This window comes from Xanthomonas vasicola (assembly GCF_000772705.2).
Classification (GTDB): Bacteria; Pseudomonadota; Gammaproteobacteria; order Xanthomonadales; family Xanthomonadaceae; genus Xanthomonas; species Xanthomonas vasicola.
This window is the reverse complement of record NZ_JSBW02000041.1, coordinates 118,387-134,133: the sequence shown is the minus strand read 5'-3', so window position 1 is coordinate 134,133 and position 15,747 is coordinate 118,387. Positions and strand designations below refer to the sequence as shown.

The following is a 15,747-nucleotide window of genomic DNA, read 5'->3' as shown; positions in this document are numbered from 1 at the left end:
TTGGCAAGCCCTGGGCAAGCTGGGACACTGCGCCGCATGAAGGGGAAGTCAAGATTGCTGGGGCTACTGCTTGTCACGTTGTCGGCTGCGCCGGTCAGCGCCGGCACGCTGTACAAGTGCGTCAGCGGCGACGGCATCACCAGCTATCTGAGCAAGCGCCAGAGTGGCGCTACTTGCAGCGTCATCAGCAGCTACACGCCGGATCGCTCTGTCCGTCGTTTGCCACCGTCCGTGCCAGCGGCAGCGGGCATGTCCGCCAGCCCTGCGCGCAGCATGGCCACTATCGACAGCGGCGCGCCGGCCACTATCATCAGCCAGCCGGTCAGCCACTCGCCACGCCGTGCTGCCGAGGTCGCTTCGACGCTGGCGCCGCGTGCGTTGCCGGCGTCGGCCACCTCGGTGGTGCCCTCGCCAGCGGCAGCAGCGGTCAACCCACGCAGGGTGGTCAGCGGGCAGGTGTACTCCTATATGAAGGACGGTGTGCGCCACTACACCAGCACCCGTCCGCGCCAGGTCGCTAGCATCGAAGGCCTGCGCACCATCCATTACAGTTTTATCGAAACCTGCTACGCCTGCGGTGCCAAGCCTGGCGTCAACTTCGGTGCGATCCGCCTCAACACCAACGCCTATCAGCAGGAAATCGCAGCGGCGGCGCACGAGTTTGGGGTAGAGGAATCGATCGTGCGCGCCATCATCCACGCCGAATCGGCCTACAACCCGCTTGCGCTCAGTCGCGCTGGCGCACAAGGCCTGATGCAGTTGATGCCGGGTACCGCACGCCGCTTCGGTGTCAGTGACGCCTATGATGCAACGCAAAATATTCGCGGCGGCGTGCAGTATCTGTCCTGGCTGCTGAAACGCTTCAATGGCGACCTTACCCTGGCTGCTGCCGGCTACAACGCGGGCGAGGGCGCGGTGGACCGTTATGGCGGCGTGCCACCATATAGCGAGACCCAGCGTTACGTGCAACGTGTGGGCGTATTGGCCGGCCGCTATCGTGGCCACGCGACTGTGGCTAACTAACGCGGCTAACGAACGACGGTGCGGCCGGCCAGCAGGCGAGCGCGGCTGGTGCTCGGGTCTTGCACGTCGCATACACCTCGCCCCTGCGGAATCCAGGGCTGCCCGACGATTGCTGGTTACGTTCGCAGCCACACTATATGGTGATGCTCGTCAGAGCGCTGGGCAAAGTGCGGCGGGCAGATTGCTTTCGTATTGGCGATGTCCGTTGCAATACTCGCGGCGAATTGTGGGCGATCGTATTTGCTGCGCTTGCACCATGTCTACGGGCCACAGCACGCACGCATTGCTATCGCGGGCGACGTACGGCACTACGTCACAGCCGAACACACCTTCCACGTGCTCTGCGATCCACATGATCGGCGCTCCTCTGCATCGGCCGTTGCATCGTATGTGGCTGACTGCGTACATTGCATTGTCTGTGCATTAAGCGTTCCGCTACACTGCGGTCGATTCATCGCGGCTGGACCCCCCGCCAGCCGTTGGCAGCCTCACGCTACCTAATCAAGATCGGAGAGCCGGATGGCCAACGATGGGGTTAACGCACCTGCTGATCTCGGGCGTCGTCGGTTTTTAAGCGCGACAACCGCCGTGGTTGGTGCGGTCGGAGCAGGATTCGTCGCAGTTCCGTTCGTGAAGTCGTGGAATCCCAGTGCACGTGCCAAGTTGGCCGGCGCACCGGTAACCGCCGACATCAGCGCCTTGCAGGAAGGCCAGCGCATGGTCCTTGAATGGCGCGGTCAGCCAATCTGGATCGTCAAGCGCTCCAAAGCAATGCTCGACGCACTCCCGTCGCTGGATGACCGGCTCAAGGACCCCAAGTCCGAGAACAAGGATCAGCAGCCGGAGTACGTGCTGAAGAACCCGGAATACCGCTCGATCAAGTCCGACATCTCGGTGCTGGTCGGGCTGTGTACGCACCTGGGTTGCTCGCCGGAGATGGTCGCCGAGATCCGCCCCGAGCCTTACGACCCGCAATGGAAGGGCGGTTATTTCTGCCCTTGCCACAAGTCGCGGTTCGACATGTCCGGCCGCGTCTTCGACGGCGTGCCGGCACCGATCAATCTACTGGTGCCCCCCCACCACTATGTAGACGACAACACCTTGGTGATCGGCGTCGATCCCGACAATGCCGGTACGTCGGCCAAAAGCACGGGGGCTGCCTGATGAGCAATGTTCTGGTCCGTACCGCCAACGGCGTCTTCGATTGGGTCAACGAGCGCGCGCCCGGGCTGATGCCCATGTACCGCAAGCATATCAGCGAGTACTACGCGCCGAAGAACTTCAACCTCTGGTACTACTTTGGCTCGCTGGCCATCGTGGTGCTGGTGAATCAAATCGTCACCGGCATCTTCCTGACGATGCACTACAAGACCAGCGCCGCCGATGCATTCGCTTCGATCGAATACATCATGCGCGACGTGGAGTGGGGCTGGCTGATCCGCTACATGCACAGCACCGGCGCCTCGCTGTTCTTCATCGTGGTGTATCTGCACATGTTCCGCGGCTTGATGTACGGCAGTTACCAGAAGCCGCGCGAGCTGGTGTGGATCCTCGGCATGCTGATCTACCTGGTGCTGATGGCCGAAGCCTTCATGGGCTACGTGCTGCCGTGGGGGCAAATGTCGTTCTGGGGCGCCAAGGTGATCATCTCGCTGTTCGGCGCCATTCCGGTGATCGGCAATGGGCTGACCGAATGGATCATGGGTGACTACCTGCCCGGCGATGCCACGCTCAATCGCTTCTTTGCGCTGCACGTGATCGCGCTGCCGCTGGTGCTGCTGCTGTTGATCGTGCTGCACATCGGCGCGCTGCACGAAGTGGGTTCCAACAATCCAGACGGCGTGGACATCAAGAAGGGTCCCAAGGGCAATCGTTGGGATGCGCACAAGCCGGCCGATGGCATTCCGTTCCATCCGTATTACACGGTCAAGGATCTGGTTGGTGTCGGGTTCCTGCTGCTGATCGCGGCCTTCATCATCTTTTTTGCGCCGGCGTTTGGCGGCCTGTTCCTGGAGCACGACAACTTCACCGAGGCCAACCGGTTGGTGACACCGGAGCACATCAAGCCGGTGTGGTACTACACACCGTACTATGCAATGTTGCGGGTGGTGCCGAACAAGCTCGGTGGCGTGCTGGTGATGTTCTCGGCCATCGCGATCCTGTTCCTGGTGCCCTGGCTGGATCGTGCCAAGGTGCGCTCGGTGCGCTACCGCGGCTGGATTTCCAAGGCGGCGTTGGGTGTGCTGGTGGTGTGCTTCGTGTGGTTGGGCGTGATTGGTTCCGGCCCCGGTACCGATGCGCACGAGACCTATGTGGGGCGCGTGCTGACCTTCCTGTATTTCGCCTTCTTCATCACCATGCCGGTGTGGACGCGGCTGGACAAAACCAAGCCGGTGCCGGAACGGGTGACCACCCATGACTAACTCCAACGTGACGTCATGGAAGTCGCGCGTAGTCGCCTTGCTCTGCGGCCTGTTGATTGCCGGTGGCGTAATGGCAGCCGAAGGTGGAGGAGTGCAACAGGCAGGCAACGACCTGAGCGACCGCGCTTCGCTGCAACGCGGCGCGCAGTTGTTCATGAACTACTGCTCCGGCTGCCATTCGCTGAAATACCTGCGTTATTCGCGCATGGCCAGCGACTTGGGCTTGAGCGAAGAAGAGGTCATGACCAACCTCAACTTTACCGGTGCCAAAGTCGGCGAACACATCGAAGGCACCATGCCACACGATGCGGCGACCAAGTGGTTCGGCAAGGCGCCACCGGATCTGACCTTGATCGCACGCGTACGCGGAACGGACTGGGTCTATACCTACCTCAAGTCGTTCTATCTGGATCAGACTCGCCCGCTGGGTTGGAACAACAAGCTGTTCCCGAACGCGTCCATGCCCAACCCGCTGTGGGAGCTGCAAGGCTTGCAGCAGGCGCAATTCGGCCCGCCCGACAAGGCGACCGGCGACAAGCCGGTGGAAGCCTTGAAGCTGGGGCAGCCCGGTCGCCAAACGCCGGTGGAGTTCGACCAGACCGTGCGCGATATCGCCAACTTCCTTGAGTACGCCGGCGAACCGGCTGCACTGAAGCGCCAGAGCCTGGGCGTGTGGGTGGTACTGTTCCTGGCGCTGCTCACCTTTATCGCCTATTTGCTGAAGAAGGAATATTGGAAGGACGTCCATTGAACGCTGCGTAGCCGTCAGCTGTCATTGCTCGCAATGAAGAGGGAATGCAATGCAGGGCAGGTGTCTGCAGATGTCTTGAAATGTCACCGTATCGTTGAGCCTCTGAACCTCTTCCCATGTGGAAGAGCGTAGCCCCTCTCCCGTCGGGAGAGGGGTTGGGGTGAGGGCCGGTAAACCAGCAGCGCCTCTGTTGAAGCCATCAACGTCGAGGCCTGCAATATCGTTGTGGCACCCGCACGTCACCCAGTTTCCGTGTAACAGCGCAACAACCGCCTTATCGGAACGTTAATAAGCCCTATCACTCTTGGCTTTTGCGTGACGTGATTGCACACTCGATAGACCGTGGTGACGGTCGGCGTTGGGCCGGCTGCACCGATGCGACCGGCGGATTCCGGTCGTCGGAGAGCCTTGAATGGCGACGAGTGTGCGTATGCGGAATACCTTGACTTTGTTTTCGTCCAACGACGACGTGTTGTGCCACCGGGTCCGTCTGGTCCTGGCGGCGAAAGGGGTGACCTACGACCTGGTGCCGGTCGACCCGCAAAATCCTCCCGAAGATCTGATCGATCTCAATCCCTATCATTCGGTGCCGACGCTGGTCGAACGCGACCTGGTGCTGTACGCCGCGTCGGTCGTCAGCGAGTACCTGGACGAGCGCTATCCGCATCCGCCGCTGATGCCGGTTGACCCGCTATCGCGCGCGCGTCTGCGCCTGGCGATGCTGCGCATTGAGCACGATTGGGTGCCGCAGGTACAAGCGGTCCAGCTCGGCAACAAGACCCAGGCCGAGGCCGGGCGCAAGCGTCTGAAAGAACTGCTTACTGCATCGGTGCCGTTGTTCAAGGCCAGCAAATTCTTCCTCAATCCGGAAATGAGCCTGGCCGATTGCGCGATGGCGCCGATCATCTGGCGACTGGACGCGCTGGAGATCAGCCTGCCCAAGGATGGCAAGGCGATCGAGGATTACGGCAACCGCATTTTCCGCAACCCCGGTTTCATCCGCAGCCTGACGGATCAGGAAAAGAAGCTGCGCGATCTGCCGGGCTGATGCGACGGCTGTATGCCAACAGACCGACTTCCACACGCGTAGCCGCCGCTACGAGTCGTGTGCGGGTAAAATGATGCAATGAGTGAAGATTTCCCCCGCATGACCAGCCATCGCCCGTACCTGTTGCGGGCCTTGGTCGAATGGATCAACGACAACGGCATGACGCCGCACGTTTTGGTGGATGCAGGCCTGCCCGGTGTGCAGGTGCCTGCCAGTGCCGTCAAGGACGGCCGCGTCGTATTGAATATCGCAGAGCGCGCCGTGGTTGGCCTGCAGGTTGACAACGAAAGCGTGAGCTTCACCGCGCGCTTCGGTGGCGTGAGCCACCCGGTGATGGTGCCGATGGCCGCGGTGCTGGCGGTATACGCACGCGAGACCGGGCAGGGCATGGCGCTGCCGGACGACATCCCCGGTACCAGCAGCGAGCCGCCTGATCCGGGTGCGTCGCCGCCGAGCGCGCCAAAGCCGGACGAACCACCGAGTGGCGGTAAGCGCCCGCATCTGCGCGTGGTGAAGTAGGCGCAACGCACAAAATGATCGCATCGCCGCCAGGCGGGTGCGGCCGGTGCCGGGAATCACACGTACGACGCGTGCACTTTGGTTCTTGCTTGCTGTCCATAGCCGCCTGGCGACTGCGCACTCTGTTTTTCTAGCCGCGGTAGGAGTGGTGGGCGTACGCGTTAAAGGTCCGAGCGATGTGAGGCTTTCAGTGCACGTGGAGCGGACCCGTCATGTCGATTGCAGTACTCCGGATGCTTCCGGCGCATATGACTACTACTACGCGTACGACCTCTATCGCTTTGTGGACGGCGCGCGCTGTCTTTTCGCGCGCAGCTACGCCGATACGCCGAATGAGGCGCACTTTCTTAGCATCGCGGTTGGTGACAAGTCGCGTCTGTTGAAGGATGCCGACTTGCTGGACCCCTTATGCGTATTTGCGCAGGCGCACCTGCGTCGAGAGGGCAAGCAACAGGTGTGCTGGTTGAGTGGCAGAGGGAATGGCTACGAAGCGGTGCCTGCTAGTTCCGTGCTCGCAGAGTGAAGTGATCGGCGTTGGAGGGCCGCCAGATGCCGGAATTCTTTGGCCCGATCCCTACACGGTAACGACGCGCAGCGAGAGTTGCTGGGGCTCAAATCACAACGGAGCTGGCCGTTCAACACCGTAATGCGCGTCACGTGGCACTGCGACGGTGTGAGGCGTGCGGCGTCAGCACCAGCGCGCGACATTCGCTGCCGCTGCAAATCGCCCACGCTGCACATCTACCCGTCACTCCAGCCGCTCTTGCTCCGGGTGCAACGCCCGTACGGTGGCGACCTGCGGGCCGGTGAAGGCAATCAGCTGGTCGCCCCGCAATACCAGCTTGCCGCTATGGCGATCCGCGCCGTCATAGGAATACTCAAAACGGAAGGTGCGTTCGAAGCCGAGCCAGCCGTTGGGCATCCTGCAGATACGGATGTTGGTGGAATGCACGCTCTGGTCCAGCCACTGCACATCGGCCGCGCGGCAGGCATTGCGGCCGAGGATGTCGGCACGTTCGGCAGCAGCGCGCGAAGAGTTCCAGAACGCGAACAGCGCGGCGCCGGCAATCATGAAAAGAATCAGGCTGGGCATGGCGCCAATGTGCCATGGCATGTAGCCGGTGGACAATCGCTGTCCAGGCGCCGCAGCGTTGCGAACGCCTCGCCTTGTGGGCGGCAGAGGCCGGCACCAAGGCATATAACGGCAATGCCATGGCCTTGCTTGCCCGACAAGCGCAACGTGGTCGATGGCTTCGATCCGCATGCGCATTCCGCCGTTGCGGCGTTGAGGGCAGATGGTGCGCGAGCAGCGCTGCCTGGAGCTGCGTGGGCGTGCTGGAGGTGCAGCGTTCCTCGAATTGGCGGCTGGCGCGAGGAGCCGCCGTCCGGCGCGCTGGCTGATACCGCAAGCGCCCGATGTGCCGTGGCGTGCAGCAGCTACTTGCCTCTTGTGTTGCCGTTTTAGGTCGATGCCCGGTGCTGGGATGCTGTTCGGTTGCTGTTACAGCAAGCGCGCTGTGCGCAGGCCTGGCAACGTTGGCTCAGTCAGCTGGCAGGTGCGCAACAATCGTTGCCAGGGTCGCGTTGAACTGACCGTTGCGCTCGGCATCACGGAACGGGCGAACCCGGCTGACGCAGACTTCGGCAGGCGAGCGGGCGCTCGCGGGGTCGGGATGCAGTAGCGCCATGACCTCATCGGCGAAGGCGTCGAGCGGCATCGAGTTCGGATCTTGCGACTGGCCGGGCGTCAGCTCCGTCTGTACCTGCGGCGGTACGATCTCGATCACTTCCACCCGTCCCTGCAGCAATGGCCGCAGCGCGGCGGTGTAACTGTGCAGCGCGGCCTTGCTAGCACTGTAGGTGGGCGCGGCCGGATAGGGCACGAAGGCCGTGCCCGAGGAGACATTGAGCAGGGCCGCATCCGGCTGCGCGCGCAGATGCTCGATCAGTGCGTCGATCAAGCGGATGGGACCGAGCACGTTGGTCAGGAGCATGCGTTCGGCATCGGCCAGGCCGCGCTGTCGCCGGGGATCTTCGCTGGCGTAGGTGCCTGCGTTGTTGACCAGCACATTGAGATTGGGAAAGGCCTCTATTAGCTCGCGCGCAAACGCCTGGACGGCGTCGGCATCGTCGATGTCCAGCGTGCGCACCTGCATGCCGGCGTGACCCGCTGCGGTCCCTTCCAGCGCGGTGCGGCGACGCCCTGCGACGATCACGCGATTGCCCGCCGCATGCCAGCGCTGGGCGAGTGCCCGCCCGATCCCCGAACCGCCGCCCGTCACCAGGATGGTATTGCCGCTTGCCTTCATGATGCTGCCCTCTCGAGGTTGCCTGGGGAGCGAGGGAGCGTAGTGAGGTGCTCGGGAGACGCCTGTGAATGCCGGTGAATCCATTCACCGCCCGCTGTAGATGCCGACTTGCATCCGCGCGGCAATGGCGCCACCTCACGAGAACATTCCAGCAGTAAAGCTACGTTTCCGTCTTGACCTCATGCGGCTCGCTGCCCGAAGCGGGTCATTCGCAACTGGTATCGCCCATGCACTCTGTTCTGCAGCAATTTCATCCCGTGGTTGCAGGTTGGTTCGCACAGACCTTCGCTGCGCCGACTCCGGCGCAGATTGCGGCGTGGCCGGCGATCCAGGCCGGGCGCCACACCCTGGTGGCCGCGCCAACCGGTTCGGGCAAGACGCTGACCGCATTCTTCGCTGCTATCGATGTATTGATTCGCGACGGGCTGGCCAACGGTGGCGTATTGCCCGACGAAACCCGCGTGGTTTACGTGTCGCCGTTGAAGGCCTTGTCCAACGACATCCACCTCAACCTGGACGCGCCGTTGCAAGGCATCCGCGCGGCGCTGGTCGCGAATGGTTTGTCGGATGTGCCGGTCCGCACGGCGGTGCGCACCGGCGACACGCCACAACGCGAGCGCGCGCAGGCGCGCCGCACGCCGCCGCATATTCTGGTGACCACGCCGGAGTCGTTGTATGTGCTGTTGGGGTCGGCATCCGGGCGCACGGCGCTACGGCACGTGCGCACCGTGATCGTCGATGAAATCCATGCGGTGGCTGCGGACAAACGCGGCAGCCATCTAAGCCTGACGCTGGAGCGCTTGCAGCGGCTGGCCGCGCAGCCGATCACGCGGGTAGGGCTGTCGGCAACGCAAAAGCCGATCGAGACAGTGGCGCAGTTTCTGGTCGGCGTCAGCGCAGACGGCCTGCTGCGGCAGTGCGAGGTTGTCGATATCGGCTACACCCGCACGCGCGATCTAGCGCTGGCGTTGCCGCCCACGCCGTTGAGCGTGGTGATGTCCAACGACCAATGGCTACAGGTGTACGCCGATGTGACCGCGCTTGCGCAGCAACATCGCACCACGCTGGTGTTCGTCAATACGCGGCGCATGGCTGAGCGCGCGGCGCGGCATCTGGGCGATCTGCTCGGCAAGCAGCGCGTGGCAGCACATCACGGCAGTCTGTCGCGCGAGACGCGCCTGTTGGCCGAACAACGGCTCAAGGCTGGCGATCTGACCGTTTTGGTTGCGACCGCATCGCTGGAGTTGGGGCTGGATATCGGCGATGTCGATCTGGTTTGTCAGCTCGGTTCGCCGCGATCGATCGCCACCTTCCTGCAACGCGCCGGGCGTTCCGGGCACAAGGTCGGCGGTACGCCGAAGGCGCGCTTATTTCCGCAGACCCGCGACGAGTTGGTCGAATGCGCCGCGCTGCTGGACAGCATCCGTCGTGGCGAACTGGATGCCTTGCGCATTCCGTTGGCGCCGGTCGACGTATTGGCGCAGCAAATCGTGGCCGAAGTTGCGTGCGAGGACTGGGACGAAGATGCGCTGTTTGCACTGGTGCGGCGCGCGTGGCCATTCGCCGGGTTGAGCCGCGCCACCTTCGACAGCGTGGTGCGCATGCTGTGCGATGGCTTCAGTACGCGGCTTGGTCCGCGCGCCGGGTATCTGCACCGCGACGCGGTGCATCGGCGCCTGCATGCACGGCGCGGCGCGCGCATGACCGCGCTGACCTCCGGCGGCACCATTCCCGAAACCGGCGACTACAGCGTGGTGCTGGAACCGCAGGCCGAAAAGATCGGCACGGTGAACGAAGATTTCGCCGTCGAAAGCCTCACCGGCGATGTGTTCCAGCTCGGCAACGCCAGCTACCGCATCCTGCGTGTGGAGGCGGGGCGCGTGCGCGTGGAAGATGCCAAGGGCGCGCCTCCGAACATTCCGTTCTGGCTGGGCGAAGCGCCCGGTCGCAGCGACGAGCTGTCGGCGGCGGTGTCGCGCCTGCGTGGTGAACTTGCTGCGCGGCTGGACACCGCACCGCATCAGGCGGCCTGCAACTGGCTGCACAAAGAACTGGCGATGTCTGCCGAAGCGGCGCGTCAACTGGTGGACTATCTGGCCAACGCATGCACCGCACTGGGTGCAATGCCCACCCAGCAGTGCCTAGTGATGGAGCGTTTCTTCGATGCCAGCGGCGGCACCCAGCTGGTGATTCATTCGCCCTACGGTAGCCGCATCAATCGTGCGTGGGGGCTGGCATTGCGCAAGCGCTTTTGCCGCACCTTCAATTTCGAATTGCAGGCGGCAGCCACCGAAGATGCCATCGTGCTGTCGCTGTCCACCAGTCACAGTTTTGCGCTGGAAGAGGTTGGCCGCTACCTGCATTCGTCATCGGCCGAGCATGTGCTAATCCAGGCATTGCTGGATGCGCCGCTGTTCGGCGTGCGCTGGCGTTGGAACGCGACCAATGCGATGGCGCTGCCGCGCTTCAGCGGCGGCAACAAGGTGGCGCCGCAGTTGCAGCGGATGAAGTCGGAGGATTTGCTGGCCACCGTATTCCCGGATCAAGTGGCCTGCGCAGAAAATCTGGTCGGCGAACGCGAGGTGCCGGACCATCCGCTGGTAGCGCAGACGCTGGAAGATTGCCTGCATCAATCCATGGACAGCGAAGGCTGGCTGCAGGTGTTGCGCGGGCTGGAATCCGGCGCGATCACGCTGATTGCGCGCGATCTGCCCGCACCCTCGCCGCTGGCAGCCGAAGCCTTGAATGCGCGTCCCTATGCATTTCTCGACGATGCACCACTGGAAGAACGCCGCACCCAGGCCGTGCAAAGTCGCCGCTACACACCGCAAAGCAGCGACGACTTAGGGCGGCTTGATCCGCAGGCCATCGAGGCCGTGCGCGAAGAAGCCTGGCCACAGCCGCGCGATGCCGAAGAAATGCACGAGGCACTGGTGGGACTCGGCGTGTTGCCGGTCGAAGAGGCCACCGATGCCCAGTGGCAGGTTTGGTTGTCCGCGCTGGCTGCGGCCGGCCGCGCCGCCTGCATTGCCTTGCATGGAAGTCCGGCGCTGTGGATCAGTGCCGAGCGTATCGACTGGTTTCTGCCGTTGTATCCACAAGCCACTGCGCAGCCGCCATTGCAGGCGCCAGCCGATTGCCGCGTTGCCGACTGGGAGCGCGATTGGGCAGTGCGCGAACTGCTGCGCGGGCGCCTGTCTGCCGTGGGGCCGGCACAGGTGCCAGCCTTGTCCCACGCGTTGCAGGTGCCGGACGCAGAGATTGCGCTGTCGTTGGCGGCCTTGCAGCGCGAGGGCTACGTCATGTCCGGGCAGTTCAGTGCGCACGCGCAGGCAGAAGAGTGGTGCGAGCGTCATCTGCTGGCACGCATCCATCGCTACACGCTGGGGCGATTGCGCCGCGAGATCGAACCGGTGTCGCAGCGCGATTACGCACGGTTTCTGTTCGAGTGGCAGCACGTGGACAGCAGTAGCCGCGTGGCAGGGCCGGATGCATTGGCCGGTGTGGTCGGGCAGCTCGAAGGCTTCGAGGCGCCTGCGGTGCTGTGGGAGAGTGAGCTGTTGCCAGCGCGCGTGCGCGACTATCAACCGGCCTGGCTGGACGAGTTGTGCACCGCGGGGCGCACGCTGTGGGCACGCTTGCGGCCCGGCGGCGGCCGCAGCGGCGCCGCGCTGCGCAGCACGCCGATCGTGCTGCTGCCGCGGCGCGAAGCGCAGCGCTGGAGTGCGCTGGCGCGCGATGCCGACGACGCACCACTAGGGTCCCGCGCACAGCGCGTCATGGGCGTATTGCAGCAGCAAGGCGCGTTGTTCTTCGACGAAATTGCCGATGCCGCGCATCTGATGAACACCGAGCTGGAAGATGCATTGAGCGAGCTGGTGATGCGCGGCCGTGCGCACTGCGACAGCTACGCCGGCCTGCGCGCGCTGCTGGTGCCGGCGTCCAAGCGGCCCTCGGCGCTGTCGCGTCACCGTCGCCGTGCAAGTGCGCTGGGCATTCGCGATGCCGGGCGCTGGGCACCGGTGCGTGCATTGCCAGAGTTGCCGTTGGCCGAAGCCGGCGAGCGGCATCAGGAAACCCTCGAACACGTGGCGCGCACCTTGCTGCGTCGCTATGGCGTGGTGTGCTGGCGGGTGCTCGAACGCGAGGCGGCGTGGCTGCCGCCGTGGCGCGAATTGCTGCGCATGTACCAACGGCTGGAAGCGCGTGGCGAAATCCGCGGCGGGCGTTTTATCGCCGGGCTGTCCGGCGAGCAGTTCGCGTTGCCGGATGCGATTGCGGCCTTGCGCCGTGTGCGTGCACAGGCATTGCCGCAACAGTGGATCTGCGTGAGTGCAAGCGACCCCAGCAATCTGCTCGGCAGCCTGTTGCCAGGCGAGCGTGTCGCGCGTGTGCCGGGCAATCGTGTTGCATTTCTGGATGGGCTGCCGATGGCGGTGTGGGCGGCAGATCGCTTCCAAGCGGTGCAGGAACTCACCCCCGAGCAGGCCGAGCAGGCGCTGCGCGTGTTGCAGCGCGTGCCTGGCGCGGCCGAGCAATCGCCGATGGAACGCTGGTTGGCTCAGTCGCGCGAAAGCGCAGTGCCTGCACCAGCCACGCGCGGAAGCGGACGCGACACATAGCGGCTGTCGGCAACCACCCAACGCCATGGCGCATCCACCGCCTTGCGAATGCCGATGCGTGGCGTCGCCAGTGGATTGGCGGGTGGCGGCACACCGTCGTCTTCGATCCACAGCCGCGCAGCGCCAGTTGTGAGGTCCAGCCCATTGTCGGCAGCATTCACATCGAACGCTTGTGCCAGGCGGCCTGGGCCGGTGGTCAATACTTTGAGGGGCGCGGCGCCGCGTGCGGCCTGCATGCTGTCGAGACCGGCTAGCGGTTCCAGTGCGCGGATCAGTACCGCATGCCCAGGCGCACCGCCGCATACGGCATTGATCGCCCAGTGCATGCCATAGATGAAATACACATACAGGTGCCCCGGCGAACCGAACATCACCTGCGTGCGCGGGGTCATGCCGCGGAACGAGTGCGCGGCCGGGTCTTCGCTGCCGCAATAGGCTTCCACCTCGGTGATCCGCCCACGGCGTCCGTCGGCACTGACCACTACCTTGTTGAGCAATTGCGGCGCAACGTGGCGTGCATCGTGCGCGTAAAACGCGCGGGGCAGGGGCATAGACGTCATGGACGAAGCCTAGCTGCGCGCCCGTGATGTCGCTGCGGATTGCTCTGGACAGCCCTCGGGCCGGGTAGGGTTTTTCCGAATACACGGTGCTGCGAGCGCATGACCTGTCACAAAAGCGCAGATCCGGTTGCATGAATACGCAGTATGGCAATGCCCGCCTCTCAAGCGTGTTTTGTCGTCGCCGATAGCCATTAACGATTGGTTTGACGAGCCGCATCGCAGCCCGCGGTCCGCACAGCGCCATCGCCGTCATGCAGCGCATGTCGCCCACGCATCTTTTTGAGAGAACTCCCTAAATGTTAGGCAACTTCAGAATCGGAACCAGACTGATCGTGGCATTCCTGATCGTCTCGGCGATCGGCGCATGCATCGGGTGGGTGGGCTATTCCAACTCCGGCCGCATCAATGCGTTGTCGAGTTCGTTGTACGAGCGCGAATTGCTCGGTATGTCCAACGTCAAGGAAGCCAACATCAATCTCATCTATGCCGGCCGTGCGCGCGCCAATCTGTTGTTGGCCAGCAGCGCGGAAGAGCGCCAGTCGCATGTTCAGAACATCGACAAACACACCGCCAAGGTGGTCGATTACATGACCCGTGCGCGCGCCAGCTTCCAAAGCGAAGAAGGCAAGAACAAGTTGGCGCAATTCGATCGCGCCTGGCAGAAGTATCTGGACGAGCGCGGCCGCTTTATCGAAGCCGCCAACCGCGAAGCGCTGCGCGAGGCTAATCCGGAACTGGCCGTGCTCTCGCGTGCGGTGCGCGCCAGTTCGGACGAAGTGGATAACCTGATGACCGACCTGAGCGGCCTGCGCGAGCGCAGCGCCGCCGCGGCTAACGCAGAAGCCGATGCAATCCACACGCGCAGTTCCCGGCTACTGGTCGCCATCATCTGCGGCGGCGTGTTGCTCGGTGCCATTCTCGGCGTGGTGATCAGCCGCAGCGTCACCGGGCCGATCCGCCGTGCAGTAGGCGTGGCCAACGGCTTGTCCGAAGGCGATCTCACCATGCGTATCGATGTGCATGGCCGCGATGAAACCGCGCAATTGCTCGAAGCGATGCGCACCATGGTGCAGAAGCTGGCGCAGGTGGTCGGCGAGGTCAACACCAGCGCCGAAACGCTCGCCAGTGCGTCAGAAGAAGTCAGCGCCACTGCGCAGTCGTTGTCGCAGGCGGCAAGCGAACAGGCGGCCGGCGTGGAAGAAACCAGCGCCTCGCTGGAGCAGATGACCGCCTCGATCAGCCAGAACACCGAAAACGCACGCGTCACCGACGGCATGGCCACCCAGGCCGCGAAAGAAACCGTGGAAGGTGGCGAAGCGGTGGTTGCCACCACCCAGGCGATGAAGCAGATTGCGCAGAAGATCGGCATCATCGACGACATCGCGTACCAGACCAATCTGCTCGCGCTCAATGCCGCGATCGACGCGGCGCGTGCCGGCGAACATGGCAAGGGCTTTGCCGTGGTGGCTGCCGAAGTGCGCAAGCTGGCCGAACGCAGCCAGGTGGCCGCGCAGGAGATCGGTGAGGTGGCCAGTTCCAGTGTGGAATTGGCTGATCGTGCCGGCCGTTTGCTGGATTCGATCGTGCCCAACATCAAGCGCACTTCCGATCTGGTGCAGGAAATTTCCGCCGCCTCCGAAGAGCAATCCTCCGGCGTCAGCCAGATCAACTCGGCAGTCGTGCAGCTGAGCCAGACAACCCAGCAGAACGCCAGCGCGTCCGAAGAGCTGGCCGCCACCGCTGAGGAGATGAGCGCGCAGGCCGAACAGATGCAGCAGAGCATGGCGTTCTTCCGCCTGGGCGGGCAGGGCGCGAGCACTGTGCCACCCAAGCGCGGCAAGCAGGTGGCCGCGCGTACGGCGCGTGCTGCAGGAACGCGTGGTTGGCGCAGCAATGCAGCGCCGGCGTATGCGATGTCCGAGGGCCCCGACGAAGGCCAATTCGCGCGTTTCTGAGAGAGCGACCCATGACCGCAGCGACACTTGATGTGATGCCCGGCGACGCTAATGCCGCCGCGCAATATCTGACCTTCCAACTGGATGGCGAAACCTTCGCCACCAGCATTCTGGGCATTCGCGAAATTATTCAATACCGCACGCCCACGCCGGTGCCGTCGATGCCGGAGTGCGTGCGCGGGGTAATCAATCTGCGCGGCGCGGTGGTGCCGGTGGTGGACCTGCAATCGCGGCTGGGCCGTGCGGACAGCGCAATCGGCAAACGCAGCTGCATCGTGATTCTGGCCACCGAGCAGGCACAAGGCACGCAGGTGATCGGCGTGCTGGTGGATGCGGTCAATGCAGTGATCGAACTGGCCGATCAGGACATCGAAGCAGCACCTTCGTTCGGCACGCATATCCGCCGTGATTTGCTGCGCGGCATGGGCAAGGTCGGCGAGCGCTTTGTGGTGTTGCTGGACATGGAGCAGGTGCTGCAGGTGGACGAGATCGCCGGCAATACCGACGCGCTGGCGGCCTGAGCTATAGCAGTGTGGC

Annotated in this window: 13 protein-coding genes; 10 read left to right on the top strand and 3 right to left on the bottom strand. The window is 63.7% G+C overall.

Features of this window, described 5'->3' with window-relative positions; translation table 11 throughout:
• Positions 1–36: 36 nt before the first annotated feature.
• The 7 genes from NX05_RS11650 to NX05_RS11620 all read left to right on the top strand — a co-directional run bounded on the left by NX05_RS11650 (position 37) and on the right by NX05_RS11620 (position 6,287).
• A complete protein-coding gene (locus tag NX05_RS11650; RefSeq protein WP_039434563.1) occupies positions 37–1,023 on the top strand; it encodes a lytic transglycosylase domain-containing protein in 987 nt (328 codons plus the stop codon).
• A 519-nt stretch (positions 1,024–1,542) separates the two neighbouring features.
• Entirely contained in the window at positions 1,543–2,187 is a 645-nt protein-coding gene (gene petA / locus NX05_RS11645; protein ID WP_026112451.1) for a ubiquinol-cytochrome c reductase iron-sulfur subunit, read from the top strand.
• The gene (locus NX05_RS11640) at positions 2,187–3,446 is read left to right on the top strand and encodes a cytochrome b (RefSeq protein WP_010372592.1); all 1,260 of its coding nucleotides are present in this window, start codon (positions 2,187–2,189) and stop codon (positions 3,444–3,446) included. The genes petA and NX05_RS11640 overlap by 1 nt, the downstream gene beginning before the upstream one ends.
• Entirely contained in the window at positions 3,439–4,197 is a 759-nt protein-coding gene (locus NX05_RS11635; RefSeq protein WP_026112891.1) for a cytochrome c1, read from the top strand. The genes NX05_RS11640 and NX05_RS11635 overlap by 8 nt, the downstream gene beginning before the upstream one ends.
• Before the next feature lie 412 nt (positions 4,198–4,609).
• On the top strand, positions 4,610–5,245 hold the full coding sequence (locus NX05_RS11630) for a glutathione S-transferase N-terminal domain-containing protein (RefSeq protein ID WP_010372598.1): 636 nt from the start codon (positions 4,610–4,612) through the stop codon (positions 5,243–5,245).
• Positions 5,246–5,323: 78 nt separating this feature from the next.
• The gene (locus NX05_RS11625) at positions 5,324–5,764 is read left to right on the top strand and encodes a ClpXP protease specificity-enhancing factor (RefSeq protein WP_039434569.1); all 441 of its coding nucleotides are present in this window, start codon (positions 5,324–5,326) and stop codon (positions 5,762–5,764) included.
• A 190-nt stretch (positions 5,765–5,954) separates the two neighbouring features.
• Positions 5,955–6,287, top strand: coding sequence for a hypothetical protein (locus tag NX05_RS11620; protein ID WP_039434976.1), 333 nt, complete (start codon positions 5,955–5,957; stop codon positions 6,285–6,287).
• Positions 6,288–6,512: 225 nt separating this feature from the next.
• Here the strand turns inward: NX05_RS11620 and NX05_RS11615 are convergent, their stop codons facing one another.
• Together NX05_RS11615 and NX05_RS11610 are read right to left on the bottom strand one after the other, a co-directional pair.
• The gene (locus NX05_RS11615; protein WP_010372604.1) at positions 6,513–6,893 is read right to left on the bottom strand and encodes a DUF3301 domain-containing protein; all 381 of its coding nucleotides are present in this window, start codon (positions 6,891–6,893) and stop codon (positions 6,513–6,515) included.
• A 412-nt stretch (positions 6,894–7,305) separates the two neighbouring features.
• The gene (locus NX05_RS11610; RefSeq protein WP_249027755.1) at positions 7,306–8,157 is read right to left on the bottom strand and encodes an SDR family oxidoreductase; all 852 of its coding nucleotides are present in this window, start codon (positions 8,155–8,157) and stop codon (positions 7,306–7,308) included.
• Between the two features lie 143 nt (positions 8,158–8,300).
• On the opposite strand from NX05_RS11610, the gene NX05_RS11605 reads away from it, so the two are divergent.
• The gene (locus NX05_RS11605) at positions 8,301–12,695 is read left to right on the top strand and encodes a DEAD/DEAH box helicase (protein WP_039434575.1); all 4,395 of its coding nucleotides are present in this window, start codon (positions 8,301–8,303) and stop codon (positions 12,693–12,695) included.
• Here the strand turns inward: NX05_RS11605 and NX05_RS11600 are convergent.
• Positions 12,635–13,246: a DNA-3-methyladenine glycosylase gene (locus tag NX05_RS11600; RefSeq protein WP_039434578.1), complete on the bottom strand. Its 612-nt coding sequence runs from the start codon at positions 13,244–13,246 to the stop codon at positions 12,635–12,637. The two genes, NX05_RS11605 and NX05_RS11600, sit on opposite strands and share 61 nt — an antisense overlap.
• A 305-nt stretch (positions 13,247–13,551) precedes the next feature.
• Between NX05_RS11600 and NX05_RS11595 the strand changes: the two genes are divergently transcribed.
• Both NX05_RS11595 and NX05_RS11590 read left to right on the top strand, forming a co-directional pair.
• Complete coding sequence (locus NX05_RS11595; RefSeq protein ID WP_039434581.1) at positions 13,552–15,210, top strand: methyl-accepting chemotaxis protein; 1,659 nt, start codon at positions 13,552–13,554, stop codon at positions 15,208–15,210.
• Between the two features lie 11 nt (positions 15,211–15,221).
• Entirely contained in the window at positions 15,222–15,731 is a 510-nt protein-coding gene (locus tag NX05_RS11590) for a chemotaxis protein CheW (protein ID WP_039434583.1), read from the top strand.
• Positions 15,732–15,747: the final 16 nt, after the last annotated feature.